The sequence below is a fragment of the Frigoribacterium endophyticum genome, from assembly GCF_011759585.1.
GTDB classification, from domain to species: Bacteria; Actinomycetota; Actinomycetes; order Actinomycetales; family Microbacteriaceae; genus Frigoribacterium; species Frigoribacterium endophyticum.
Map to the genome: position 1 here is coordinate 562,315 of NZ_JAAOYV010000001.1, position 22,746 is coordinate 585,060.

A 22,746-nucleotide genomic window follows, 5' to 3' on the forward strand; every position below is an offset into this window, starting at 1 on the left:
GCAGGATGTGCCCATGACCGACCCCACAGCGACAGCCCCTCCCGGACTGCGCGAACGCAAGAGGCTGGCCACCCGACGAGCGATCCAGGTCGCCGTCCTCGACCTCATCGCCGAGAACGGCTTCGACGCCGTGACCGTCGAGATGATCAGTCGCCGCGCCGACGTCTCGCCCCGCACCTTCTTCAACTACTTCACGTCGAAGGAGGAGGCCGTCGTCGGCGACCCGCCCGAGCTGCCCGACGGCGCCGCCATCGACCACTTCGTCGACGGGCACGACGAGCCCATCCTCGACGGACTCGTCGCCCTCCTCGACCAGGCCGTCGTGACGGCCACGGTCGACCGTGAGCTCGTGCAGCGCCGCCGGATCGTGCTGCGCGCCCACCCCGACCTGTTCGCCAAGCGGATCGCGTCGATGCGCGACTTCGAGGAGCGCCTCTCCGAGATCGTCGCGCGTCGCTTCACCGCCGACCCACGCCTCTCCACCGCCGTCTCCGACGGGGGAGGGCGTGCGCTGCTCGAGAGCCGCGCGCACCTCGTCACGCTCGTCGTGATCGCGGCGCTCCGGCACGCCTGGGCCGAGTGGATCGACGACGACGACGCCGACCACGCGGCCGACCACCGCTTCAGCCTGCGGGCCCGCATGGAGGACTCGTTCGCCGACCTCCGCCGGGTCGTGACGCGAGAGCTCTGAGAATCCGCTACAGTTGGTGATCGTGCCGAGAGGCACGGGTTCTCGATCTGATCGAGATCCGCCGCTTTAGCTCAGTCGGTAGAGCGTCTCACTCGTAATGAGAAGGTCTGGAGTTCGATTCTCCAAAGCGGCTCCCTCAAAGGCCCGGATCCGCACGGATCCGGGCCTCTCCTCGTCCCTGGAGCGCCGCTGCGGCTCGCCCGCGCGGGCGTCCGACCGCCGCCGTGCCTGGTAGACAGGTCGCATGACGACTCGATGGGGCATCCTCGGCGCCGGCGGCATCGCCGACGCGTTCACGGCCGACCTGCTCGGCGCCGGGCTGACGGTCACGGCCGTGGGCTCGCGCCGGCTCGACAAGGCCCGGGAGTTCGCCGACCGCCACGGCGTGGCCGGTGCGCACGGCAGCTACGAGGAGCTCGTCGCCGACCCCGAGGTCGACGCGGTCTACGTCGCCACGCCCCACCCCTTCCACCGCGACGCGGCCCTGCTCGCGATCCGCGCGGGCAAGCACGTGCTCGTCGAGAAGCCCTTCACGGTGAACGAGGCCGAGGCCGCCGAGGTGCTCGACGCGGCCCGTGAGGCCGACGTGGTGGCGCTCGAGGCGATGTGGACGCGCTTCCTGCCGCAGCAGGTGCGGCTCCGCGAGGTGGTGCGGGCCGGCGTCGTCAGCGAACCGCGCCTCCTCACGGCCCACCACCTCCAGGCGCTGCCCACCGACCCGCGTCACCGCATCAACGACCCCGCCCTCGGCGGCGGTGCGCTGCTCGATCTCGGCGTCTACCCGGTCTCGTTCGCTGCCGACCTGCTCGGGCCGGTCGAGACGGTCGCCGCCACCGGCGTGCTCAGCGACCAGGGCGTCGACCGCCGCATCGGCGCATCGCTGCTGCACGCCTCGGGCGCGACGTCGACGGTGTTCGCGGCCCTCGACACCGCCGGCGAGAACACCGCCGTGCTGTACGGCAGCGCGGGGCGCATCGAGATCGACGCCACCTTCTACGCCCCGGGCGGCTTCACCGTCCTCGACGCCGAGGGCGCCGTGGTCGAGCGCTTCGACGCCGTCGACGACGGGCTGCGCGGCATGCACCACCAGGCGATCGAGCTCGAGCGCCTCGTCGCCGCCGGGGAGCGCGAGAGCCCCGCCCTGACCCACGCCGACATGCTCGAGGTGATGCGCGTGATGGACGAGATGCGCCGGCAGGTGGGCGTCCGCTACCCCGGAGAGGCCGGAGGCGCGGTCCGCGTTCCGTAGGATGACCCCGATGAACGTTCAGGGCGACCTCACCGACCACCCCGACGTGCGCGCCGACGGCCAGGCCCCGGCGAGCACAGTGTCGACGGGCACCGTGTCGACGACGACGCGGCCTGCCCGCACCGGCCTCGGGCGCCTCGTCCGGGAGCACCCGCGCGCCGCGCTCGTCACGGCCGCCGTGACCGCCTTCGCCCTCCTCGGCGGCGGGGCCGTGGCCGCCGGCGCGGCGACCGCCCCGTCGTCGAGCGGGGACGCGTCGTCCGCGTCGCCGGCCTCGAGCGACCCGGCCGCCGCCGTGACGGTGACGCCGACGCCGACCGCCGAGGTCGACCCCGCCCGGTCCGTCCCGGGGGAGATCCCGGCCCCCACGCGCCTCCGCACCTGCTCGGTCTCCGGGCCGGCCGCCGACTCCCGCCTGGCGCAGTTCGAGGGCACCGTCGTGAACGCCGCGACCGGCGAGGTCCTCCTCGACCGGGACGGCTCGACCCCCGCCCGCACGGGGAGCGTGCTCAAGACGCTGACGAGCGCGGTCGCGCTCTCGGTGCTGGGCGCCGACCACCGCCTCCGCACGCAGGTCACCGGCGACCCCGGCACGGGCTCGATCTCCCTCGTCGGCGGCGGCGACGCGACGCTCAGCGCGACGGGCCGCAGCGTCTACTCGGGTGCTCCCACGCTCGCCGACCTCGCCGGCCAGGTCAAGGCCTCGCTCGGCGACCAGCCCGTGAGCCAGATCACCCTCGACGCGACCTGGTGGAGCGCCGCCGACAAGTGGGACCCGTCGTGGAAGCGCACCGAGCAGACGATCGGCTACCACAGCGAGGTGACGGCGCTCATGGTCGACGGCGACCGCGCCGACCCCGCCGCCCAGACCAGCCCGCGCAGCACCGACCCGGTGGCCCGTGCCGGCGACGCCTTCCGCGCCGCCCTCGTCGCGGCCGGCGTGGCCGGGGCCGACGGCGCGACGATGGCCCCGGGCTCGGCGACGAGCGCCACCGTGCTCGGCACCGTGTCGTCGCAGCCCGTCTCGACGCTCATCTCGCAGATGCTCCCCGTCTCCGACAACACCCTCGCCGAGATGCTCGCCCGCGCGTCGTCGAAGGAGTCCGGGGCCGACGGCTCGGCGGCCTCGCTGACGACGCTCTACCGCTCGGTGCTGACCAGCGCGTACGGGCTCGACGCGTCGACGGTGACCATCGTCGACGGCTCCGGGCTGAGCGAGGGCAACGCCGTGCCCTCGACCTTCGTGGCGCGCCTCATGGTGAAGGTGCTCGACCGCGAGGGCGGCCTCGGCGTGGTCTACGACGCCCTCCCGATCTCGGGCCGCACGGGCACGCTGGCCTCGCGCTTCACGGGCTCGAACGCCGTCGCCCGCGGTGCGGTGCACGCCAAGACCGGCTGGATCGACACGGCCTACACGCTCGCCGGCACCGTCGCGGCGGCGGACGGCACCCCTCTCGCCTTCGCCTTCTACGCGATCGGCGACGTCCGCGACGACGCCCGGGTGGCCCTCGACACGCTCACGGCGGCCGTCTACAGCTGCGGGGACTCGCTCTCCAACACCTGACCCGACGAGCCGCCGCCCCGGGCGCAGCCGCCCGGCGTGCGCCTCGCGGCTCAGCGCGCGAAGATGGTGCCATGAGCAGAGCCCTGATCGTCGTCGACGTCCAGAACGACTTCACCGAGGGAGGCGCGCTGGCCGTCACCGGCGGCGCCCGCGTCGCCCAGGCGGTCACCGAGCACCTCCGCCGCTCGGGCGGTCGCTACGACCTCGTGGTCGCGAGCCGCGACTGGCACGCCGCCGACGGCGACAACGGCGGCCACTTCAGCACCGAGCCCGACTGGGTCGACTCGTGGCCGGTGCACTGCGTGGCGGGCACCCCCGGGGCCGACTACCACCCCGCGCTCGACGCGACTCTCGTCGACGTGCACGTGACCAAGGGCACCGGGTCGCCGGCGTACTCGGTGTTCGAGGGCGTGACGGGCGACGGGTCCTCCGCGGCGGAGGCCCTCGCGTCGCGGGGCGTCGACGAGGTCGACGTGGTGGGCCTGGCGACGGACCACTGCGTCCGGGCCTCGGCGCTCGACGCGGCCCGGTCCGGCCTCCGGGTCCGGGTGCTGACCGACCTCGTCGCGGGGGTCGGGGCGGAGTCGTCGGAGGCCGCGCTCGACGAGCTGCGCGCCGCCGGGGTGGAGACCGTCCCGTCGACCGAGGTCGCCGCGTGACCGGGACCGGCCCGGAGCGCGCCGACGAGCGCGCTGCGCTCCGCGTCGGCGTCGTGGGCTACGGCCTCGCCGGCCGCGTCTTCCACGCGCCCCTCCTCGCGGCCGACCCGTCGTTCGACCTCGTCGCCGTGGTCACGCGCGACCCCGCGAAGGCCGACGCGGCCCGGGCCGCCCACCCGGGCGTGGAGGTGGTCGACGCCCTCGACGGCCTCTGGCCGCTCGCGCTCGACCTCGTCGTCGTGGCGACCCCCAACGACACCCACGTCGAGGTGGCCGCGGAGGCCCTGCGGCGCGGGGCGGCGGTCGTCGTCGACAAGCCGCTGGCCACCAGCGCGGAGGCGGCCCGCGGGCTCGTCGAGCTCGCCGAGTCCCTCGGCCGGCCCCTCACCGTCTACCAGAACCGCCGGTGGGACGGCGATTTCCTGACCGCGTCGCGCCTCGTGCGCGACGGCGCCCTCGGGGAGGTCCACACCTTCGAGTCGCGCTTCGAGCCGTGGAAGACCGCCAACCGTGCGGGCTGGAAGGCCTCGACCACCGCCGAGCAGGGCGGGGGGATCCTCCTCGACCTCGGCCCCCACCTCGTCGACCAGGCACTCAGGCTCTTCGGCCCCGCCGAGGAGGTCCACGCCGAGATCGCCGTCCGTCGACCGGGCGCGGTCGCGGACGACGACGTCGTCGTGTCGCTCCGCCACGCGGGCGGCGTCCGCTCGCGCCTCTGGATGAGCCACGTGGCCGCCCAGCCCGGTCCGCGCTTCAGGGTCCTGGGCTCGCAGGGGGCGTACGTCGTGCACGGGCTCGACCCGCAGGAGGCGCAGCTCGCGGCGGGCGTCTCGCCCGCCGACCCGGGGTACGGGCTCTCGGACCCGGCCCGGCCCGGCCTCCTGGGCATCGGCGCCGACGCCCGGCCCGAGCCGACCGACCGCGGAGACTACCCCGCGTTCTACGCCCAGCTCGCCGTGGCGCTGCGGGGGGAGGGGCCGCTGCCCGTCGACCCCCGTGACGCGGTCGCCGCCCTCGAGGTCGTCGAGCGGGCACGCCGGTCGGCCGAGCCCCGGCAGGGCTGACCGGCAGCCGGGGCCGACGGCAGCCGGAGCGGCCGGCAGCCGCGGCGACCGGCGCGGCCGCTCAGACCAGGAGCTGGTGCTTCGCGAGGTCGCGGTAGAGCGGCGTGCTGACGACGAGCTCGGAGTGGGTGCCCACCCCGACGACGCGCCCGGCCTCCACCACGACGATCTGGTCGCTGTCGACCACGGTCGAGAGGCGGTGCGCGATGACGATGAGCGTCCTGTTCTCGGCCACCGCGTCGATGGCCTCGCGGAGGCGCTGCTCGTTGAGGCCGTCGAGGCTCGAGGTCGACTCGTCGAGGAGCAGCACCGGGGGAGCGTTGAGCAGGGTCCGGGCGATGGCGAGGCGCTGACGCTCGCCGCCGGAGAGCATCACGCCGTCCTCGCCGACCTGGGCGTCGAGGCCCTGCTCGCCGCGCTCGAGGACGCCGGTGAGGTTGACGGCCTCGAGCACGCGGCGGCAGTCGTCGTCCGACGCGTCGGGCGACCCCAGGGTCAGGTTGTCGCGGAGGGTGCCGGCGAGCACCGGGGCGTCCTGCTCGACGTACCCGATCTGGGCGCGCAGCTCGGCGCGGTCGAGGGCCCGCACGTCGACGCCGCCGAGGCGCACGACCCCGGCGGTCGGGTCGTAGAAGCGCTCGATGAGCGCGAGGATCGTGCTCTTGCCGGCGCCCGAGGGCCCCACGAGGGCCGTCCGTCGGCCGACGGGCACGGAGAACGAGACGCCGTGGAGGACGGTGAGGTCGTCCGCGGCGGGCTCCTCGCCCCGCGGGTCGCCCGGGTCGCCCGCGGCGGCCGCGGCGACGGCGCCGGGGGAGGTGGCCGACCCCGTGGCGACGGGGGAGTCGGGGTAGCGGAAGTGCACGTCCTCGAAGGTCACGGCGTCGCCGGTCTCGACGCGGGCGTCGGGGCCGAGCGCCCGTGCCGTGTCGGCGTCGTGCTCCGTCTCGCCGGGCAGGTCGAGGATCTCCTGGATCCGGCCCAGGGCGCCCAGCGCCTGGTTGACGCTGAGCACGGCGCCGAGGGCCTGGCCGAGCGGCATGATCATCAGGAACAGGAAGAGGATGAACGAGACGAGCGACGCGATGGTGATCGAGCCGCTCGCGACGCGGTAGCCGCCGACGCCGAGCACGACGAGGAACGACGTCTGCATCGCGACCGAGGCGATGGGCACGACGAGGGCCGAGATGCGCGCCACCTGGAGGCCGCGCTCGTACGCGCCCACGGCGTCCTGCTCGACGCCGGCGATCTCGCGCTCGGTCGCCCCCGAGGCCCGGATGGTGCGGACCGAGCTGATCGCGCGCTCGACCGACGAGGTCAGGTCGCCGACCTTCTCCTGCGCCTGGCGGCTGGCCACGCGGATGCGGCCGCTGAGCAGCACCACGACGGCGACCGAGACGGCCACCACGAGCACGGTGAGCCCGAGCAGCACCGGGTCGATGAGGAACATGCCCACCAGGGCCCCGACGAAGGTGAGCGAGCCGCCGATGGCCTCGACCAGCCCCTGGGTCAGGACGGCGCGGAGGAGCGTCGTGTCGGAGCCCACGCGGCTCACCAGGTCGCCCGTGCGTCTCACGTCGAACTGGCTGATGGGCAGGTTGAGCATGCGGCCGACGAGGCGGCGTCGGCTCGAGAGCACCACGCCCTCGCCGGTGCGCTGCAGCAGGTAGTGCTGGAACCCGCTGATCAGGCCCGCGACGACGACCAGCGCGACGAGCAGCCAGACGAGGCGGCCGAGGGGGTCGCCCGCCTGGACGACCGAGATGACGCGGCTGACCAGCAGGGGCTGGGCGAGCGAGGCCGCGGCGCCCAGCACGCTGAGCACGATGATGAACACCATCACCTTCCGGTGCTCGAACAGGTACGGCACGAGCTGGCGGAAGGTCGCGCGCGGACCCTCCGGCCGGGGCCGTCGACCCAGGCCCCTGCGGGCCGGGGGCGGCGTCGGGGAGCCGACCCGCGCCTCCTCGGCCTGGACGGCGGCGCGTTTGCGGGTGCTCGTGTCGGAGCTCATGGTGCCTCTCGTGCTCGGTCGTCGCGGCGACGGGTCGCGACCGGTGGGCGCCACGCGACCGCGGTCGCGGGCACCGAGTCGAGGGTACTGCCGAGCGACCGCGAGCCGCCTGTCGGGGGACGCCGACGGCCCGCCCCCGAGGGGAGCGGGCCGAGGTGGTGCAGGAGGCGCGGTGCGGCCCGTCAGCTCGAGGTCTCGTACTGCACGTCGCGGGTCTCCGAGCTCAGCAGCAGGGCGATCAGCGTCAGCACCGCCATCGACGACAGGTACAGCCCCACCAGCCAGGTGCTGCCCCCGGCGGCCTGCCACAGCGCCACGGCGATGAACGGCGCGACGGCCGCGCCGAGGATGCTCGCGACGTTGTAGCTGATGGCCGAGCCGGTGTAGCGGACGCTGGTCGGGAACAGCTCGGGCAGCACGGCGCCCATCGGCCCGAACGTCAGCCCCATCAGCACGAAGCCGATGATGAGCAGAGCCTGGGCGCCGAGCGCACCCGCCGCGAAGAGCGGGGCGAAGAGGAAGCCGAAGACGAGGATGCCCGCGGTGACGCAGATCAGCAGGGCGCGGCGGCCGAACTTCTCCGCCAGCGGGCCGGAGACGAGCGTGAACACGCCGAAGAAGACGACGCCGAGGATGAGCATCCAGAGGAACTGGTTGCGCGCGATGCCGAGGCCCGGCGCCGCGCCCTCCGCCGGGGCGGTGCCGTAGGTCAGCGTGAAGGTCGTCATGAGGTAGAAGAGGGTGTACGTCGCGAGCATGATGAACGTGCCGAGGATGAGCGGGCGCCAGCTCGTCGAGAACACCCGCGCGAGCGGCAGGGTCGCGACGTTGCCCGAGTCGACGACCTTCTGGAAGGCCGGCGTCTCGATCAGCTTGAAGCGCACGTAGAGGCCGATCACGACGAGGACGGCGCTGGCGAGGAAGGGCAGGCGCCAGCCCCAGCTGAGGAACTGCTCCTCGGTGAGCGTGCTGTTGAGCACCACGAACAGTAGGTTCGCGATGATGAAGCCGATCGGGGCGCCGAGCTGCGGGAAGGTGCCGTAGATCGCCCGGCGCTTCGCGGGGGCGTTCTCGGTCGCCAGCAGGGCGGCGCCGCTCCACTCGCCGCCGAGGCCGAGGCCCTGGCAGAAGCGCAGCACGACGAGGCAGGCGGGGCCGGCGACGGCCCATCCGGGCGTGGTGCCGGCGGGGATGCAGCCGATCAGCACGGTCGCGACCCCCATCGTGAGCAGGGAGGCGACGAGCGTGCCCTTGCGGCCGATGCGGTCGCCGAAGTGGCCGAAGATCACCGAGCCGACCGGGCGGGCGATGAAGGCGACGCCGAAGACCGCGAAGGAGGCGAGGCGCGCGACGGCGGGGTCGTCGTTCGCGAAGAAGACGGTCGGGAAGACGAGCACGGCGGCCGTCGCGTAGACGTAGAAGTCGTAGAACTCGATGGAGGTGCCGACGAGGCTCGCGACGATGACGCGCGAGCGCTTGTTGGCGGGAGGGGCGGGGGGCGTCGACGAGGCGACGGTGCTGGCAGACATGGAGGCTCCGGAGCGGCAGGCAGGGCGGCGGGTGCGGACGGGCGACGGCCTCGACGACGCCCGGCGCGAGGTGTGCGCTGCAGGTGTCGGAGGCGGCTGGTGCGGTGCTCGGTGGGCGCACGTCGCCGGTGGTGCGGGGCGCTGCTCGTGACAGCGTCCTCCCAGCTTACCTCCGCGACGGCGTCGTGGCGGACGCTGGGCGACGACCGTCGTCGACGCCGGGCTCAGGCTCCGGCGAGGTCGTCCGGCAGCTCGTGGCCCATGCGGTCGCGCTTGGTGTCGAGGTAGCCGGCGTTGAACGTGCCGACGCCGACGACGAGCGGCACCGTCTCGCTGACGGCGATCCCGTGCGCCGCCAGCTGACGGCGCTTCTCCGGGTTGTTGCTCAGCAGCCGGATCGAGGTGACGCCCAGGTCGCGCAGCATGTCGGCCGCCGCTCCGTAGTCGCGGGAGTCGGCCGGGAGCCCCAGGGCGAGGTTGGCGTCGAGGGTGTCGAGGCCGTCCTCCTGGAGCCGGTAGGCACGGAGCTTGGCGACGAGGCCGATGCCCCGGCCCTCGTGGCCGCGCAGGTAGACGACGACGCCGCCGTGGGCGTGGATCGTGTCGAGGGCGGCGTCGAGCTGCGGTCCGCACTCGCACTTCAGCGAGCCGAACGCCTCGCCCGTCAGGCACTCGCTGTGCACGCGCACGAGGGCGCCGTCGCGCGGCGGCGAGCCGTCGGGGGCGGACGCCACGATCGCGATGTGGTCGGCCCCGGTCAGGGTGTCGGCGTAGGCGCGCATGCGGAAGGTGCCGTGGCTCGTCGGGACGGTCGTCTCGACCTCGAACCGCACCTGCGACGAGACGGCGGGGGCGGCCGCGGGCCCGGCGGTGGGGCCGTCGGCGGCGGGGGTGTCGGTCACGGGGTCCTCCGGTGCGGGGCGCGGGCCACGACGAGGAGGTCGTCGCCCAGCGCGGCGGTGCTCACGACGCGCAGTCGGCGCTGGTCGTCGATGGTGTCGACGCCGAGGTCGTCGAGGGCCGTCCGGGGCCCGCCGAGCAGCGTCGGGGCGAGGTAGACGAGGTACTCGTCGACGAGCCCGCGCCGCACGAGCTCGCTCGCCACGGTCGGCCCGCCCTCGACGAGCACGCTCCGGACGTCACGCCGCCACAGGTCGTCGAGCACGGCGGCGAGGTCGTGGGTCGCCGCCCGGACGAGCCCGCGGGGGTGCGCGTGCAGGGCCGCCCCGGCCGGCAGCTCGCGGTCGCCGACGACGACGGGCAGGGGCTGCTCGGGCAGGAGACCGCCGTCGGCGTCGCGGGCGGTGAGCGACGGGTCGTCGGCGAGGGCGGTGCCGGTGCCGACCAGGATCGCGTCGTGCTCGGCCCGTCGGGCGTGGACGTCGCGGCGGGCGGCCTCGCCGGTGACCCAGCGGCTCGAGCCGTCAGCGGCGGCCACGCGGCCGTCGAGGCTCGACGCCCACTTGAGCGTGACGAACGGGCGGCGGAGCTCCACGGCCGTGAGCCACCGGTGCAGGAACTCGCGGCCCTCGGTCTCGAGCACCCCCGGGACGACGTCCACGCCGGAGGCGCGGAGCCGGTCGGCCCCTCCCGACGAGTCGCGGCCCGGGTCGCCGACGGCGTACACGACGCACTCGACGCCGGCCGCCAGCAGGGCCTGGCTGCAGGGCCCCGTGCGGCCGGTGTGGTCGCAGGGCTCGAGGGTCACGACCGCGGTCGCGCCCCGGGCCTCACCGGGGGCCAGCTGCGAGAGCGCGTCGACCTCGGCGTGCGCCGTCCCGGCGCCGCGGTGCCAGCCCTCGCCGGCGACGCTGCCGTCGGGTCGGAGCAGCACGCAGCCCACCCGCGGGTTGACGCCGAGCGGCGTGCCGCGGGCCGCCAGCTCGAGGGCGCGGCGCATCGCCGTCTCGAGCACGGCGGGGGCGAGGGTCACGGGGTCTCCGGGGGAGTGGTCGGTGGGGCGGGGGGAGGCGTCGGTGCCGTGTCAGGAGTCGGGGCGGGAGGGCTGCCGCCAGCCCCGACCGGAGCGTCGGCCCTCGACCCAACGCCCGCGGCACCGGGGAATTCCCCGGTGACGGGCGCGGGCCAGCCCGGCGCCGGCTCACGGTCGTCGTCGGGGCCGAGCCGAGCCGTCCAGCAGAGGGGGTGCTCGCCGTCGCGCCCCGGGTGCAGGCCCGGCGCCGTGCCGAGGTAGCGGAAGCCGGCGCGGCGGGCGACCGCGGCCGAGGCGACGTTGCCGACGTGCGCCTCCCAGCGCACTTCGGGCAGGCCGCCCTCGCCGAGGGCCCAGTCGACGACGAGCCGGACGGCCTCGGTCATGAGGCCGCGGCCCCGGGCCGCCGGCGCCGTCCAGAAGCCGACGTCGCGGCCCGCCGTCCGCACGCTGACCACGCCGACCAGCTCGGACGACCCCGGAGCCCGCAGGCCCCAGGTCATCTCCCGGCCCGTGGCCCAGCCGTGGTCGACGATCCGGTCGAGGAAGAACGCGGCGTCGGAGCGGTCGTAGGGCGAGGGCACCGTCGTCCAGCGGACGGTCTCGGGGTCGTGGCAGGCCGCCACGATCGCCTCGACGTCGCTCGAGTCGGGCGCTCGCAGCTCGACCAGCGGCGACCGGAGCGTGAACGCGCGCACCGTCAGGCCCTCGCGAGGAACCCGATGCGCTCGTACACGGTGGCGAGGGTCGCCTCGGCGATCTCGCCGGCCCGGTCGGCGGCGCCGGCCAGCACGCGGTCCAGCTCGGCGGGGTCGTCGAGCAGCTCGAGGGCCCGGGTGCGGATCGGGGTGAACGTCTCGACCACCGCCTCCGCGACGTCCTTCTTGAGGTCGCCGTAGCCGCGGCCCGCGTACTGCTCCTCCAGCGAGGCGACGGGGGTCTCGGTGAAGGCGGAGAGGATCGTCAGGAGGTTCGACACCCCGGGCTTCGCGCCGCGGTCGAAGCGGATCTCGCGCTCGGCGTCGGTCACCGCCGACTTGATCTTCTTCGCGGTGCGGCTGGGCTCGTCGAGCATCCAGACCACGCCGGCCTCGGTGGCCGCCGACTTGCTCATCTTCGACTCGGGCGACTGCAGGTCGTAGACCCGGGCGCCCTCGGCCTGGACGACCGCCTCGGGCACGACGAGCGTCGGCCCGAAGCGCGAGTTGAAGCGGTTCGCGAGGTCGCGCGTCAGCTCGACGTGCTGGCGCTGGTCGTCGCCGACCGGGACCTCGTGGGCGCCGTAGAGGAGGATGTCGGCGGCCATCAGGGTCGGGTAGGCGAAGAGGCCGAGCGAGGCCGTGTCGGCGCCCTGCTTCGCCGCCTTGTCCTTGAACTGGGTCATGCGGCTGGCCTCGCCGAAGCCGGTGAGGGTGTTGAGCACCCAGGCCAGCTGGGCGTGCGCCGGCACGTGCGACTGGATGAAGAGCGTCGAGCGCTCGGGGTCGATGCCGGCCGCGATGTACTGCGCCGCGGTGCGTCGCGTGGACTCGCGGAGCGTCGCGGGCTCCTGCGCCACGGTGATGGCGTGCATGTCGACGACGCAGAAGAGCGCGTCGTGCGTCGACTGCATCTCGCGCCACTGCAGCAGGGCGCCGACGTAGTTGCCGATGTGCAGCGAGTCGGCCGAGGGCTGCATGCCCGAGAACAGGCGGGGCTTCTGCCCCGTCGCGGGGGTCGAGGCGGGGGAGGGGGGGAGCGTGGTCATGGTGTCCTCGTGGGGGCGGTGCGGGTCAGATGTCGTAGTCGACGACGACGGGGGCGTGGTCGGACCAGCGCTTGTCGTACGACGCGGCGCGGTCGATCGTGTAGCCCGAGGCGCGCTCGGCGAGGGCCGGGGTCGCCACGTGGTAGTCGATGCGCCAGCCGGTGTCGTTGTCGAAGGCCTGGCCGCGCCACGACCACCACGAGTACGGCCCCTCGACCTCGCCCGAGAGGCGGCGCCCGACGTCGACCCAGCCGAGGCCGGTGCCGCCGCTGCCGTCGACGGTCTCGACGGGCTGGCCGGCCTCGCCGAAGAAACGGTCGAAGTAGGCGCGCTCGCGGGGCAGGAAGCCGGCGCGCTTGACGTTGCCCTTCCAGTTCTTGATGTCGAGCTCGCGGTGGCCGACGTTGAGGTCGCCCGTCACGACGGCGAGCTCCGAGTGGGCCGCGAGCTGCGGGAGCCTCTCCGACATCGCGTCGAGGAACCTCCACTTCTCGTCCTGCTTCTCGGTGCCGACCTCGCCCGAGTGCACGTAGGTGCTCACGACGGTGACGATCGTGCCGTCGACGTCGTAGTCGGCCTCGATCCAGCGGCCGGCGCTGTCGAAGTCGTCCGGCCCGAGCTCCACGCGGTGGATCACCGCGGCGCCTCGTGACGCGATGGCGACGCCGGCCCGGCCCTTCGCGGTGGCCGGGTGGTGGATGACGTTCCACTCGGGGCCGAGCAGGCCCTCGAGGTCGTCGGTGGTGGCCCGCACCTCCTGCAGGGTCAGCACGTCGACGTCGCGGTCGGCCAGCCAGTCGCCCATGCCCTTGCGGTACGCGGCGCGGATGCCGTTGACGTTGACGGACGCGAGTCGGAGGCGTTGTGACATGCCGACGAGACTACCGGCGGCCGCCGACGTCGCCGCCCCGGCGCCGCACCGACCCGGCGGCCCGGGCGACGTGGGCGGCGAGGCCCCGCACCCGCGACGCCGCGCGCCGCGGGGCGGAGATCACCCGCGCCTCCTGGGCGAGCCGTTCCTCCTCGAGGCGGCGCAGCCGCTCGGCCTCCTCGCGGGGGTCGGCCCGCACGCCGATGTCGTCGAGCCCGACCGCGATCCACGCGGCGGCGAGCAGCAGCACCTGGCAGAGCAGGTTGATGACGAGCAGCAGGCCCACGATCGCGGCGAACGAGGCGAGCAGGGGGTTCGACCCCGCCGCCCGCAGCAGCGTGCCGCCGACGAAGGTGATGAGCACGAAGCCGGCCGCGCCGAGCGCCGACCCCGCGAGGAGTCGCCGGCCGGGGATGTGCAGGCCGGCCAGCACCCGGAAGAGCGCGACGAGCACCGCGGTGTCGAACGCGAACACGAGGACGAGCGCCACGACCCGCAGCAGCACGACGGACGCCGCGGACGCCGTGGAGAGGCCGACGAGGTGCAGGCCCCAGGTGACCGCCGTCGTGCTCAGCAGGGAGATCGACGCCGAGACGAGGACGGCCACGCCGAAGGCCACGGCGAGGGCCAGGTCGCGCAGCACGAGGACGATCAGCGACGGGGCCGGCGTCGGGGCCCGGAAGACCGTGCGGACGGAGTCGCGCATGCTGCCGAACAGCCGGACCGACCCGAACAGCAGCCCGACGAGCGCGACGGTGCCCGTCCAGCCGAAGACCGAGGCGTTCATCAGGGCGCCGGGCTCGACGACGCCGGCCCCCGAGTCGTCCTTGATCACCCCGGGCACGGCCGACTGGATGAAGACGACGAGCTCGTCGCGGAGGACGACGTCGCCGGCCACGACGAAGCCCGCCACGCTGAAGCCGACCCAGAGGGCCGAGAAGAGGGCGAAGAGCGCCTGGTACGTGAGGCCGGCCGCGAGCAGCGGCCCCTTCGAGGCGACGTGGCGCCCGACGACGCGGACGAGGCGCGACCCGAGCAGCCGCGCCGCCGCGGAGGGCCCCGCGGGCGTCGCCGGGGCGGGGGTCGGGGTCGGGGCCGGGGTCGCTTCGTCGTCGGGTCGGCGTCGCATGCCCCCAGCGTAGGTGCCCGCGCGCCCCGGGGCCGCGGACGGACAGGCCCGCTCGCGTACGATGTGGACGACCGTGCGGCGCCGCCCCTCCCGTGTGCGCCGTTGACTCCCGAGCATGAAGAGGTACGACCGTGGCACTACAGGGCGTTGGCGTCGGACGTGGAGTGGCCGTCGGCCCCGTCCTGAGGATGCCCGAGCCGCTGCCGGAACCCGGCACCGAGGCGCGCACCGCCGACGCGCCCGCCGAGCTGGCCCGCGTGCGCGAGTCGCTCGAGGCCGTCGCGGCCGACCTGACCGCCCGCGGCGAGAAGGCCGGCGGCGAGGCGAAGGACGTCCTCGACGCCCAGGCCCTCATGGCCCAGGACCCGACCCTCGTCGACGACGTCGAGCAGCGCATCGACGGCGGCGTCACCGGTGAGCGGGCGGTCTTCGAGGCCTTCGGCGCCTTCCAGGAGATGCTCGTCGGCATGGGCGGCTACATGGCCGAGCGCGCGACCGACCTCGGCGACGTGGCCCAGCGCGTGATCGCGGCCCTCCGCGGCGTGCCCGCCCCGGGCGTGCCCGAGAGCGACACGCCCTTCGTGCTCGTGGCTCCCGACCTGGCCCCGGCCGACACGGCGCTGCTCGACCTCGACAAGGTCCTCGCGCTCGTCACCCGCGACGGCGGCCCCACCTCGCACACCGCCATCCTCGCGCGCTCGAAGTCGATCCCCGCGATCGTCGGCGTGACCGGGGCCCTCGACCTGGTCGACGGCACCGTCGTCGTCGCCGACGCCGTCTCCGGGGTCGTCACCGTCGACCCTTCCGCCGACGAGGTGGCCGCCGCCGAGCAGCGCATCGCCGACCGTCGGGCCGCCGCCGCCGCCCCGCTCACCGACGGCGCGCTCGCCGACGGGCACGCGGTGCCGCTGCTCGCGAACCTGGGCTCGCCCGACGAGGCCGCGGGCGCCGTCGCCCTCGGCGCCGAGGGCGTCGGCCTGTTCCGCACGGAGTTCCTGTTCCTCGGGGCGAGCCAGGCCCCGACGGTCGAGAGCCAGACCGCCAGCTACACCGCCCTGCTCGAGGCCTTCCCCGGCCGCAAGGTCGTCGTCCGTGCCCTCGACGCCGGGGCCGACAAGCCCCTCGCCTTCCTCAACGACGCCCACGAGGAGAACCCCGCCCTCGGGCTCCGCGGCCTGCGGGCGCTGAGGGTCAAGGAGCAGATCCTCCGCGACCAGCTCACGGCGCTCGCGGCCGCCCAGGCTGCCACGACGGCGGACCTGTGGGTCATGGCCCCCATGGTCAGCGACGCGGAGGAGACCGAGTACTTCGTCGCCCTCGGCCGCGAGCTCGGCCTCCGCACAGTCGGCGTCATGGCCGAGGTGCCCTCCCTGGCCGTCCTCGCCGACCAGGTGATGCGGACGGCCGACTTCGTCAGCATCGGCACCAACGACCTCACGCAGTACACGCTGGCCGCCGACCGCATGCTCGGCTCGGTCGCCAGCTACCAGGACCCGTGGCACCCGGCGGTGCTCCGCCTGGTCTCGACCCTCGGCGAGGCCGGCCGCGCCGCCTCGAAGCCGGTCGGCATCTGCGGCGAGGCCGCGGCCGACCCGCTGCTCGCCGTCGTGCTCGTCGGGCTCGGGGCGACCACCCTGTCGATGACGCCGGCCGCCCTGGCCGACGTCCGGCTCGAGCTGTCGAAGCACACGCTCGAGCAGGCGCAGGCCCTCGCGGCCGCCGCGGTCGCCGCGACGACCGCCGCCGGGGCCCGTCAGGCCGCCGAGTCGCTCGCCGGCTAGCCCCGGGGCGGGGGCGGTCCGGCCGCTCCCGCTCCGGCCGCGTCCGGCCTCAGTCCGTGACGGCCTGCTGCAGGTGGGCGGCGACGACGGTGTCGACGACCTGGCCGACGGCGGACTCGACGGCCGCGACGAGCTCCGGGGCGGCGACCCGCGCCTCCTCGAGCGACAGGTCGCCGTCGACGGCCTCGGCGCCCTCGACGCCGGGCAGAAGCCCGGCCGCGACGGCCTCCTCGTGGAGGCGCAGCAGCGTCGCGACGCGGTGCGGGGCGATCACGTCGGCGACGACGGCCTCGCGCACGAGGGGGGCCAGCTGGTCGACGGTGAGCACGGGGGAGTCGGCCGTCGCCACGCCCTCCTCCGCTCCGGTCGGCGTCGCTCCGGCCATCGACGACACCGGTGCCGTCGCCGTCTGCTGCGCGACGCTCTCGAGCACGCCCGGCCAGCCCCAGCGGCCCTCGAGGGCCGTGAGGGCGCCGGGCAGGGCGACGGAGGCGGTGGTCGCGGAGGCCGTGCCGCTCGCCCCGGCGGTGGCCGGCAGCCACTCGGGCCGGTAGCGCTCCGCCCGCGGGAACCGCTCGAGGTCGGCGGCGTAGTCGGCGTCCGAGGGCAGCGCCCCGGCGTCGCCGGGCTCGAAGGGCGAGCCCGGGTTCACCCAGACGCGTCGGTCGAGGTTGAACCGGGCGGTGAACGAGCCGTCGCGCGAGACGGTGAGCGAGAGGGAGAACCACGCGCCCTTCTCCGGGTCGGCCATCACCTCGCGGAGCTGCTCGCCGAGGGCGACGACGTCGGGCACCGTGCCGACGGTGCGGCTGCTGCCCGCCGCGTCGACGGCGTCGACCCAGAGGCGCGAGACCGAGCCCACCTCGAGCAGCTGGAGCGTGGCCTCCGCCCAGTCGGTGCCCTCGAGGCTGGCGGCGAAGCGCTCGGCGATGTCGTTCTGGAGCTGCTGCTGGCGGGGGACGTCCATGTCGGCGCGGCCTCTCGGTCGTGGTCGGTGATCGGGGGCGGTGCCGACGACGGGGCGGTGCCCCGCAGGACGGCACGAGAAGCATATGCGCCCGGGCGGGGCCGTGCCCTGATCCGGGGGACGCCGGGCTCGTTCCGGTCAGCGCGCAGGGGCGTGGAGCAGACTGTCCCCGTGGGCACCCATATCCGACACCCGATGGTCGACGCGGTCACCGCGCAGGTCGTCCGGGTCGACAGCCGGGCCCGGGTCGTGCGGCTGAGCGCGCCCTTCGCCGACCTCCTCTCGCGTCGCCGCAGCCGTCGGCGCGTCGTGCTCGTCACGAGCGACCGCTCCCGGCTGACCGTCGGCGTGCGCGCCGCGCTCGTCGACGCCGGCGGCACCTGGGCCGTCCACGACGACGCCGGGGCCCTGCGCGACGGGCTGACCGGCCTGCCCTACGCCGACGTCGACGCCGCCGGTCGCCCCCAGGAGGACCCCCTCGCGCCGGTCGTCCCGGTCGACGTGCCGGCCGCGGTCGGCACCGCCGCCCAGCTCAGCGTCGACCTCACGGTGCTGCACCGCGCCTCCCACGACACCAGCCTGGGAGGCGCGCTCGAGGCCCTCGGGGCGGCCGTCTCCGGCTCCGGCCCCGCGTCCTGGGGCAGCTCAGAGCCCCTCCTCCACGACTGGGACCGCTGGGTCCTCACGCAGCACGCGCGGCACGCCGCCCCCGAGACCGTCCGGGTCGTCGTCGAGGGCCCTCGCCTCTCCGGCACCGTGACGGCCCGGGTGACCGAGCACGGCATCGAGGAGACCACCGCCGTCACCATCGACGTGCCCGTCTCCGACCCCGCCGACGGCTCGGCCGGGCCGGAGGAGGACGCCCGACGCGCGCTCGACGCGGCGATCTCGCGCCTCACCGAGGCGCTCTCCGTCATCGCCGGGTCGTCGCTGCCGACCTTCGCGCTCGTGGTGGCGCGGGAGGGCGACGTCGACCGCTGCGTGCGGGCGAAGACGTACCCGCCGCCGAACCCCGTCGCGCTGCTCATCGGCGCTCCGTCCGTCAAGCGGCTGGGCCTCGAGCTGTCCGCCCTCCCCTCGACCCGTCCGGTGGTCGTCGTCGGCCGACCGCGGCTGCCCGCCTACGTCGTGCCGCTCGGCGACGCGAGCACCTCGGGGTGGGACGCCCTCCACGACACCCTCGACGCCGTCGGGCCCGAGCGGCTCGCCACCATGGTCGCCACCCCCCTGCTGCAGGCGTGGGAGGAGGACCTCGCCGAGGCCGACCTCCTGCACGAGAGCGCGGTGGACGGCGCCGTGGGCGTCGCGGGGGCCGGCCGCCCCCGCGAGGGCGAGGCCGACGACGACGACGACCAGGACGACGACGAGGAGGCGCCCCCCGGTGCCCCGTGACATCACGATCCTGAGCCCCACCGTCCCCGACGCCCTCGACCTCGCCACGGCCGCGCGCGCCGTCGACGAGTCGTACGGCGTGCGCGAGATCGACGAGGGCGACGCCCTGCAGGTCTTCGGGGAGGGCGGCGAGCCGCTGCTCACCGTGTGGCGTGCGCGCGAGCTCACGACGGCGGGGGAGATCGAGCGGCTCCTGCCGCACCCTCCCGAGGTGCGCCTCCCCGTCTTCTGGGTCGACGCCGTGGCGCCCCTGGCCGACGCGGGCGAGGCCGGGGTCTCCGTGGCCCTGCGCCTGGCGCTCGGGCTCGACGCGACGTGCATCGTCGAGGACGACTGAGCTCTCCCGGTCGGTCCGACCCCGGGCGGCCGACGCTCGCCCGGCACCACGAGAGGCCCGGACGCCCCTGGGGGAGTCCGGGCCTCTCGTCGTCGGAGGGCGGTGCCGGCGGAGGCTAGGCCCGACCGCGCAGGACGGCCTGCTTGACCTCGGCGATGGCCTGGGTCACCTGGATGCCGCGCGGGCACGCCTCGGTGCAGTTGAAGGTGGTGCGGCAGCGCCACACCCCCTCCTTGTCGTTGAGGATGTCGAGGCGCACCTGGGCGCCCTCGTCGCGGGAGTCGAAGATGAAGCGGTGCGCGTTCACGATCGCGGCGGGGCCGAAGTACTGGCCGTCCGTCCAGAAGACGGGGCAGCTCGAGGTGCACGCGGCGCAGAGGATGCACTTGGTCGTGTCGTCGAACCGTTCGCGCTGCGTGGCGCTCTGGATGCGCTCCTTCTCCGGCTTCGACGAGGCCATGAGGAAGGGCTGGATCTCGCGGTACGACTGGAAGAAGGGCTCCATGTCGACGACGAGGTCCTTCTCCAGAGGCAGGCCCTTGATCGCCTCGACGTAGATCGGCTGCGTGATGTCGAGGTCCTTGATCAGGGTCTTGCAGGCGAGCCGGTTGCGGCCGTTGATGCGCATGGCGTCGGAGCCGCAGACCCCGTGGGCGCAGGAACGGCGGAAGGTCAGCGAGCCGTCCTGCTCCCACTTGATCTGGTGCAGGGCGTCGAGGACGCGGTCGGTGGGCAGCACCTCGACGTCGAAGTCCTGCCAGCGGGGCTCCGTGTCGACGTCCGGGTCGAACCGTCGGATGATCAGGGTGGCGGTGAAGGTGGGGATCGCGTCGGCGCCGGCGGGGGCGTTCTCGAGGACAGCGGTGCTCATGCTCAGTACTTCCGTTCCATCGGCTGGTAGTTCGTGATCACGACGGGCTTGGTGTCGAGGCGGATGTGGTCGCCCGCCAGCGACGAGTGGGCGTCGCCGGTGAGGTAGGCCATCGTGTGAACCAGCCAGTTCTCGTCGTCGCGCGTCGGGTAGTCCTCGCGGAAGTGCCCGCCGCGGCTCTCCTGGCGAGAGCGGGCCGAGTAGACGACGACCTCGGCGAGGTCGAGCAGGAAGCCCAGCTCGATCGCCTCGAGCAGGTCGGTGTTGAACCGCTTGCCCTTGTCCTGCACGGAGATGTTCTTGAAGCGGTCGCGCAGGTCGGCGATCACGTGGGTGACCTCGTCGAGGGTCTCCTCCGTGCGGAACACCTGGGCGTTGCGGTCCATGCTGTCCTGGAGCTCCTTGCGGAGGGTCGCGATGCGCTCGGTGCCGGTGGCGGCCCGCACGTCGTCGACGAGGCCCCGCACGAAGCCGGCCGGGTCGTCCGGCAGCGGCACGAACTCGGCCGTCTTGACGAACTCGACCGCGTTGTTGCCGGCGCGCTTGCCGAAGACGTTGATGTCGAGCAGCGAGTTGGTGCCGAGCCGGTTCGAGCCGTGCACGCTGACGCAGGCGCACTCGCCCGCGGCGTAGAGCCCGGGCACCACGGTCGTGTTGTCGCGCAGCACCTCGGCGTGGACGTTGGTGGGGATGCCGCCCATCGCGTAGTGCGCCGTGGGCAGGACGGGCACGGGCTCGGTGTAGGGCTCGACGCCGAGGTAGGTGCGGGCGAACTCGGTGATGTCGGGCAGCTTCGCGTCGATCACGGCCGGGTCGAGGTGCGTGATGTCGAGGTAGACGTAGTCCTTGTGCGGACCGCCGCCCCGCCCCTCTCGGATCTCGGTGGCCATGCAGCGCGCCACGATGTCGCGGGGCGCCAGGTCCTTGATGGTGGGTGCGTAGCGCTCCATGAAGCGCTCGCCCTCGCTGTTGCGGAGGATGGCGCCCTCGCCGCGGGCGGCCTCGGACAGGAGGATGCCGAGGCCCGCGAGGCCGGTCGGGTGGAACTGGAAGAACTCCATGTCCTCCAGCGGCAGCCCCTTGCGCCAGATGATGCCCACGCCGTCGCCCGTCAGCGTGTGCGCGTTCGACGTCGTCTTGTAGATCTTGCCGAAGCCGCCCGTCGCGAAGATGACGGCCTTGCCCTGGAAGACGTGGAGCTCGCCGGTCGACAGCTCGTAGGCGACGACCCCGGCGGGGCGCTCGACCCCGTCGACCTCGCCCATGATCAGGTCGAGGACGTAGAACTCGTTGAAGAACTCGATGCCGTGCTTGACGCAGTTCTGGTAGAGCGTCTGCAGGATCATGTGGCCGGTGCGGTCGGCCGCGTAGCAGGCGCGACGGACGGGGCTCTTGCCGTGCTCGGCGGTGTGCCCGCCGAAGCGTCGCTGGTCGATCTTGCCCTCGGGCGTGCGGTTGAAGGGCAGCCCCATGTTCTCGAGGTCGAGGACGGCGTCGATGGCCTCTTTCGCGAGGATCTCCGCGGCGTCCTGGTCGACGAGGTAGTCGCCGCCCTTGACCGTGTCGAAGGTGTGCCACTCCCAGTTGTCGTCCTCGACGTTCGCGAGGGCCGCGGCCATGCCGCCCTGGGCGGCTCCGGTGTGCGAGCGCGTCGGGTAGAGCTTCGAGATGACCGCCGTGCTGGCGTTCGGCCCGGCCTCGATGGCCGCGCGCATCCCCGCCCCTCCGGCGCCGACGATGACGATGTCGTGCTGGTGGTAGTGGATGCCGTCGACGACGGAGCTCTGGGCGGAGGGTGCAGGTGTGGTCACGGTGCTTCCAGGTGGGACGTGGTGCAGGTGGACGGGGTGGTCGGTCGTGGGGCGGCGGCGCGGCGCCCGCCGACGGTCAGCGGGAGCAGATCGACGGGAGCAGGTCGGCCGGGGCGCCCGCGGGGCAGGGGTCGAAGGTCCAGATGACGAGCGAGCCGAGCAGCAGCAGCACGGCGCTGGAGACGACGAGGGCCCCGAGGAAGACCTTGCGGGTCGTGGGGCGGCCGACGTAGTCGTTGACGATCGTGCGCATGCCGTTCGAGCCGTGGATCAGCGCGAGCCAGAGGAGGAGCGTGTCGTAGACCTGCCAGAAGGGGTCGGCCCACTTGCCCGCCACGAACGCGAAGTCGATGGCCTTGACCCCGCCCTCGCCGGCGAGGAGGTTGATGAAGAGGTGGCCGAAGATCAGCACGACGAGCACGAGCCCGCTGGCGCGCATGTAGATCCAGCCCCACTTCTCCCAGTTGGTGCTGCGCTGGGCGGTGCGGGCCGACCGGGGGGCCTCGATGGTCTCAGTGGTCATCGCTCTACTCCGAGAAGACGTTCATGAGGTGGCGGGGGGCGAAGCCGAGCATGAGCACGGCCCAGAGGCCGATCACGACCCAGAACATGACGCGCTGGTGCTTCGTGCCGGCGCTCCAGAAGTCGATCAGGATGATGCGCAGGCCGTTGAGGGCGTGGAAGAGGATCGCAGCGACGAGGCCGGTCTCGCCGAGCCCCATCACCGGGTTCTTGTACGTGCCGATGACCGCGTCGTAGGCCTCGGGGCTGATGCGCACCAGGGCCGTGTCGAGGATGTGCACCAGCAGGAAGAAGTAGATGCTGACGCCGGTGATGCGGTGGAGCACCCACGACCACATGCCCTCACGGCCGCGGTAGAGCGTGCCCTGGAAGCGCTTTGCGCGCTGCGGCTCGCTGATGGTGGGTGCACCCGGTCGCCCCGAGGGCGTGCCCGGTGAAGCCAGTGTTCCCGTCGACTGCTCGGCCATGAGCTGCCCTCCTCGCGGCTGGGGCGGTCGGCTGTGGTCAGGGAGGACAGCCGTGTCCACCGTGTGTTCTCAGAACACCCCGAGCATACGGAACGCGCGGTGGACACCGCTGCCGAGGCTGCCCTAACTAGTTCGATGTCGAGAGACG

Annotated in this window: 20 protein-coding genes, 1 tRNA gene and 1 pseudogene; 9 read left to right on the forward strand and 13 right to left on the reverse strand. The window is 74.1% G+C overall.

What is annotated here, in order from left to right; translation table 11 throughout:
- Positions 1-13 precede the first annotated feature (13 nt).
- The 6 genes from FHR77_RS02650 to FHR77_RS02675 all read left to right on the forward strand — a co-directional run bounded on the left by FHR77_RS02650 (position 14) and on the right by FHR77_RS02675 (position 5,227).
- Positions 14-691, forward strand: a complete 678-nt coding sequence (locus tag FHR77_RS02650; protein WP_167258596.1) for a TetR family transcriptional regulator — start codon at positions 14-16, stop codon at positions 689-691.
- Between the two features lie 60 nt (positions 692-751).
- A tRNA-Thr gene (locus FHR77_RS02655) sits at positions 752-824 on the forward strand.
- A 111-nt stretch (positions 825-935) separates the two neighbouring features.
- Positions 936-1,940, forward strand: a complete 1,005-nt coding sequence (locus FHR77_RS02660) for a Gfo/Idh/MocA family protein (protein ID WP_167258598.1) — start codon at positions 936-938, stop codon at positions 1,938-1,940.
- A gap of 10 nt (positions 1,941-1,950) precedes the next feature.
- Positions 1,951-3,504: a D-alanyl-D-alanine carboxypeptidase/D-alanyl-D-alanine-endopeptidase gene (locus tag FHR77_RS02665; RefSeq protein ID WP_167258600.1), complete on the forward strand. Its 1,554-nt coding sequence runs from the start codon at positions 1,951-1,953 to the stop codon at positions 3,502-3,504.
- Between the two features lie 71 nt (positions 3,505-3,575).
- Positions 3,576-4,163, forward strand: coding sequence for an isochorismatase family protein (locus FHR77_RS02670; RefSeq protein WP_167258602.1), 588 nt, complete (start codon positions 3,576-3,578; stop codon positions 4,161-4,163).
- Entirely contained in the window at positions 4,160-5,227 is a 1,068-nt protein-coding gene (locus FHR77_RS02675; RefSeq protein WP_167258604.1) for a Gfo/Idh/MocA family oxidoreductase, read from the forward strand. Before FHR77_RS02670 ends, FHR77_RS02675 begins: the two co-directional genes overlap by 4 nt.
- A 61-nt stretch (positions 5,228-5,288) precedes the next feature.
- Here the strand turns inward: FHR77_RS02675 and FHR77_RS02680 are convergent, their stop codons facing one another.
- From FHR77_RS02680 to FHR77_RS02715, 8 genes and pseudogenes are all read right to left on the reverse strand, one after another.
- Positions 5,289-7,241, reverse strand: coding sequence for an ABC transporter ATP-binding protein (locus tag FHR77_RS02680; RefSeq protein ID WP_167258606.1), 1,953 nt, complete (start codon positions 7,239-7,241; stop codon positions 5,289-5,291).
- 182 nt (positions 7,242-7,423) lie between these two features.
- Positions 7,424-8,770, reverse strand: coding sequence for an MFS transporter (locus tag FHR77_RS02685; protein ID WP_167258608.1), 1,347 nt, complete (start codon positions 8,768-8,770; stop codon positions 7,424-7,426).
- Positions 8,771-8,994: 224 nt separating this feature from the next.
- Positions 8,995-9,612: pseudogene (ribA, locus tag FHR77_RS02690) on the reverse strand (GTP cyclohydrolase II); the annotation flags it as partial.
- Positions 9,613-9,668: 56 nt separating this feature from the next.
- Positions 9,669-10,670, reverse strand: a complete 1,002-nt coding sequence (gene ribD, locus FHR77_RS02695) for a bifunctional diaminohydroxyphosphoribosylaminopyrimidine deaminase/5-amino-6-(5-phosphoribosylamino)uracil reductase RibD (RefSeq protein WP_167259426.1) — start codon at positions 10,668-10,670, stop codon at positions 9,669-9,671.
- A 29-nt stretch (positions 10,671-10,699) separates the two neighbouring features.
- Positions 10,700-11,401, reverse strand: a complete 702-nt coding sequence (locus FHR77_RS02700; RefSeq protein WP_167258612.1) for a GNAT family N-acetyltransferase — start codon at positions 11,399-11,401, stop codon at positions 10,700-10,702.
- A gap of 2 nt (positions 11,402-11,403) precedes the next feature.
- Positions 11,404-12,450 carry a tryptophan--tRNA ligase gene (gene trpS, locus FHR77_RS02705; RefSeq protein WP_167258614.1) on the reverse strand — a complete coding sequence of 349 codons (1,047 nt, stop codon included), beginning with the start codon at positions 12,448-12,450 and terminating at the stop codon, positions 11,404-11,406.
- 25 nt (positions 12,451-12,475) lie between these two features.
- Positions 12,476-13,321 carry an exodeoxyribonuclease III gene (locus FHR77_RS02710; RefSeq protein ID WP_167258616.1) on the reverse strand — a complete coding sequence of 282 codons (846 nt, stop codon included), beginning with the start codon at positions 13,319-13,321 and terminating at the stop codon, positions 12,476-12,478.
- Between the two features lie 10 nt (positions 13,322-13,331).
- Positions 13,332-14,450, reverse strand: a complete 1,119-nt coding sequence (locus FHR77_RS02715; RefSeq protein ID WP_167258618.1) for a YihY/virulence factor BrkB family protein — start codon at positions 14,448-14,450, stop codon at positions 13,332-13,334.
- A gap of 131 nt (positions 14,451-14,581) precedes the next feature.
- Here FHR77_RS02715 and ptsP point away from each other — a divergent pair, with 131 nt between their 5' ends.
- Positions 14,582-16,231, forward strand: a complete 1,650-nt coding sequence (gene ptsP / locus FHR77_RS02720; RefSeq protein WP_167258620.1) for a phosphoenolpyruvate--protein phosphotransferase — start codon at positions 14,582-14,584, stop codon at positions 16,229-16,231.
- A gap of 49 nt (positions 16,232-16,280) precedes the next feature.
- Here the strand turns inward: ptsP and FHR77_RS02725 are convergent, their stop codons facing one another.
- Entirely contained in the window at positions 16,281-17,198 is a 918-nt protein-coding gene (locus FHR77_RS02725; RefSeq protein WP_167258622.1) for a hypothetical protein, read from the reverse strand.
- Positions 17,199-17,369: 171 nt separating this feature from the next.
- On the opposite strand from FHR77_RS02725, the gene FHR77_RS02730 reads away from it, so the two are divergent.
- Entirely contained in the window at positions 17,370-18,590 is a 1,221-nt protein-coding gene (locus FHR77_RS02730) for a DUF6177 family protein (RefSeq protein WP_167258624.1), read from the forward strand.
- Positions 18,580-18,927, forward strand: coding sequence for a hypothetical protein (locus tag FHR77_RS02735; RefSeq protein ID WP_167258626.1), 348 nt, complete (start codon positions 18,580-18,582; stop codon positions 18,925-18,927). The genes FHR77_RS02730 and FHR77_RS02735 overlap by 11 nt, the downstream gene beginning before the upstream one ends.
- Positions 18,928-19,042: 115 nt before the next feature.
- Here the strand turns inward: FHR77_RS02735 and FHR77_RS02740 are convergent, their stop codons facing one another.
- The 4 genes from FHR77_RS02740 to sdhC all read right to left on the reverse strand — a co-directional run bounded on the left by FHR77_RS02740 (position 19,043) and on the right by sdhC (position 22,598).
- Positions 19,043-19,798 (reverse strand): succinate dehydrogenase iron-sulfur subunit, encoded by a 756-nt coding sequence (locus tag FHR77_RS02740; RefSeq protein ID WP_167258628.1) that lies wholly within the window; start codon positions 19,796-19,798, stop codon positions 19,043-19,045.
- A 2-nt stretch (positions 19,799-19,800) separates the two neighbouring features.
- A complete protein-coding gene (sdhA, locus tag FHR77_RS02745) occupies positions 19,801-21,609 on the reverse strand; it encodes a succinate dehydrogenase flavoprotein subunit (protein WP_167258629.1) in 1,809 nt (602 codons plus the stop codon).
- A gap of 76 nt (positions 21,610-21,685) precedes the next feature.
- Positions 21,686-22,132, reverse strand: a complete 447-nt coding sequence (locus tag FHR77_RS02750; protein ID WP_167258631.1) for a succinate dehydrogenase hydrophobic membrane anchor subunit — start codon at positions 22,130-22,132, stop codon at positions 21,686-21,688.
- A 4-nt stretch (positions 22,133-22,136) separates the two neighbouring features.
- The gene (gene sdhC / locus FHR77_RS02755; RefSeq protein WP_082514271.1) at positions 22,137-22,598 is read right to left on the reverse strand and encodes a succinate dehydrogenase, cytochrome b556 subunit; all 462 of its coding nucleotides are present in this window, start codon (positions 22,596-22,598) and stop codon (positions 22,137-22,139) included.
- Positions 22,599-22,746: the final 148 nt, after the last annotated feature.

Bases quoted from the DNA above. Each gene is read 5' to 3' on its own strand.
- FHR77_RS02665 (WP_167258600.1), top strand. From the start codon at position 1,951: ATGAACGTTCAGGGCGACCTCACCGACCACCCCGACGTGCGCGCCGAC.
- trpS (WP_167258614.1), bottom strand. From the start codon at position 12,450: ATGACCACGCTCCCCCCCTCCCCCGCCTCGACCCCCGCGACGGGGCAG.
- FHR77_RS02740 (WP_167258628.1), bottom strand. From the start codon at position 19,798: ATGAGCACCGCTGTCCTCGAGAACGCCCCCGCCGGCGCCGACGCGATC.
- FHR77_RS02670 (WP_167258602.1), top strand. From the start codon at position 3,576: ATGAGCAGAGCCCTGATCGTCGTCGACGTCCAGAACGACTTCACCGAG.
- FHR77_RS02750 (WP_167258631.1), bottom strand. From the start codon at position 22,132: ATGACCACTGAGACCATCGAGGCCCCCCGGTCGGCCCGCACCGCCCAG.
- FHR77_RS02660 (WP_167258598.1), top strand. From the start codon at position 936: ATGACGACTCGATGGGGCATCCTCGGCGCCGGCGGCATCGCCGACGCG.
- FHR77_RS02650 (WP_167258596.1), top strand. From the start codon at position 14: ATGACCGACCCCACAGCGACAGCCCCTCCCGGACTGCGCGAACGCAAG.
- ribD (WP_167259426.1), bottom strand. From the start codon at position 10,670: ATGCGCCGCGCCCTCGAGCTGGCGGCCCGCGGCACGCCGCTCGGCGTC.
- FHR77_RS02710 (WP_167258616.1), bottom strand. From the start codon at position 13,321: ATGTCACAACGCCTCCGACTCGCGTCCGTCAACGTCAACGGCATCCGC.
- sdhC (WP_082514271.1), bottom strand. From the start codon at position 22,598: ATGGCCGAGCAGTCGACGGGAACACTGGCTTCACCGGGCACGCCCTCG.
- FHR77_RS02685 (WP_167258608.1), bottom strand. From the start codon at position 8,770: ATGTCTGCCAGCACCGTCGCCTCGTCGACGCCCCCCGCCCCTCCCGCC.
- FHR77_RS02715 (WP_167258618.1), bottom strand. From the start codon at position 14,450: ATGCGACGCCGACCCGACGACGAAGCGACCCCGGCCCCGACCCCGACC.
- FHR77_RS02680 (WP_167258606.1), bottom strand. From the start codon at position 7,241: ATGAGCTCCGACACGAGCACCCGCAAACGCGCCGCCGTCCAGGCCGAG.
- FHR77_RS02725 (WP_167258622.1), bottom strand. From the start codon at position 17,198: ATGGACGTCCCCCGCCAGCAGCAGCTCCAGAACGACATCGCCGAGCGC.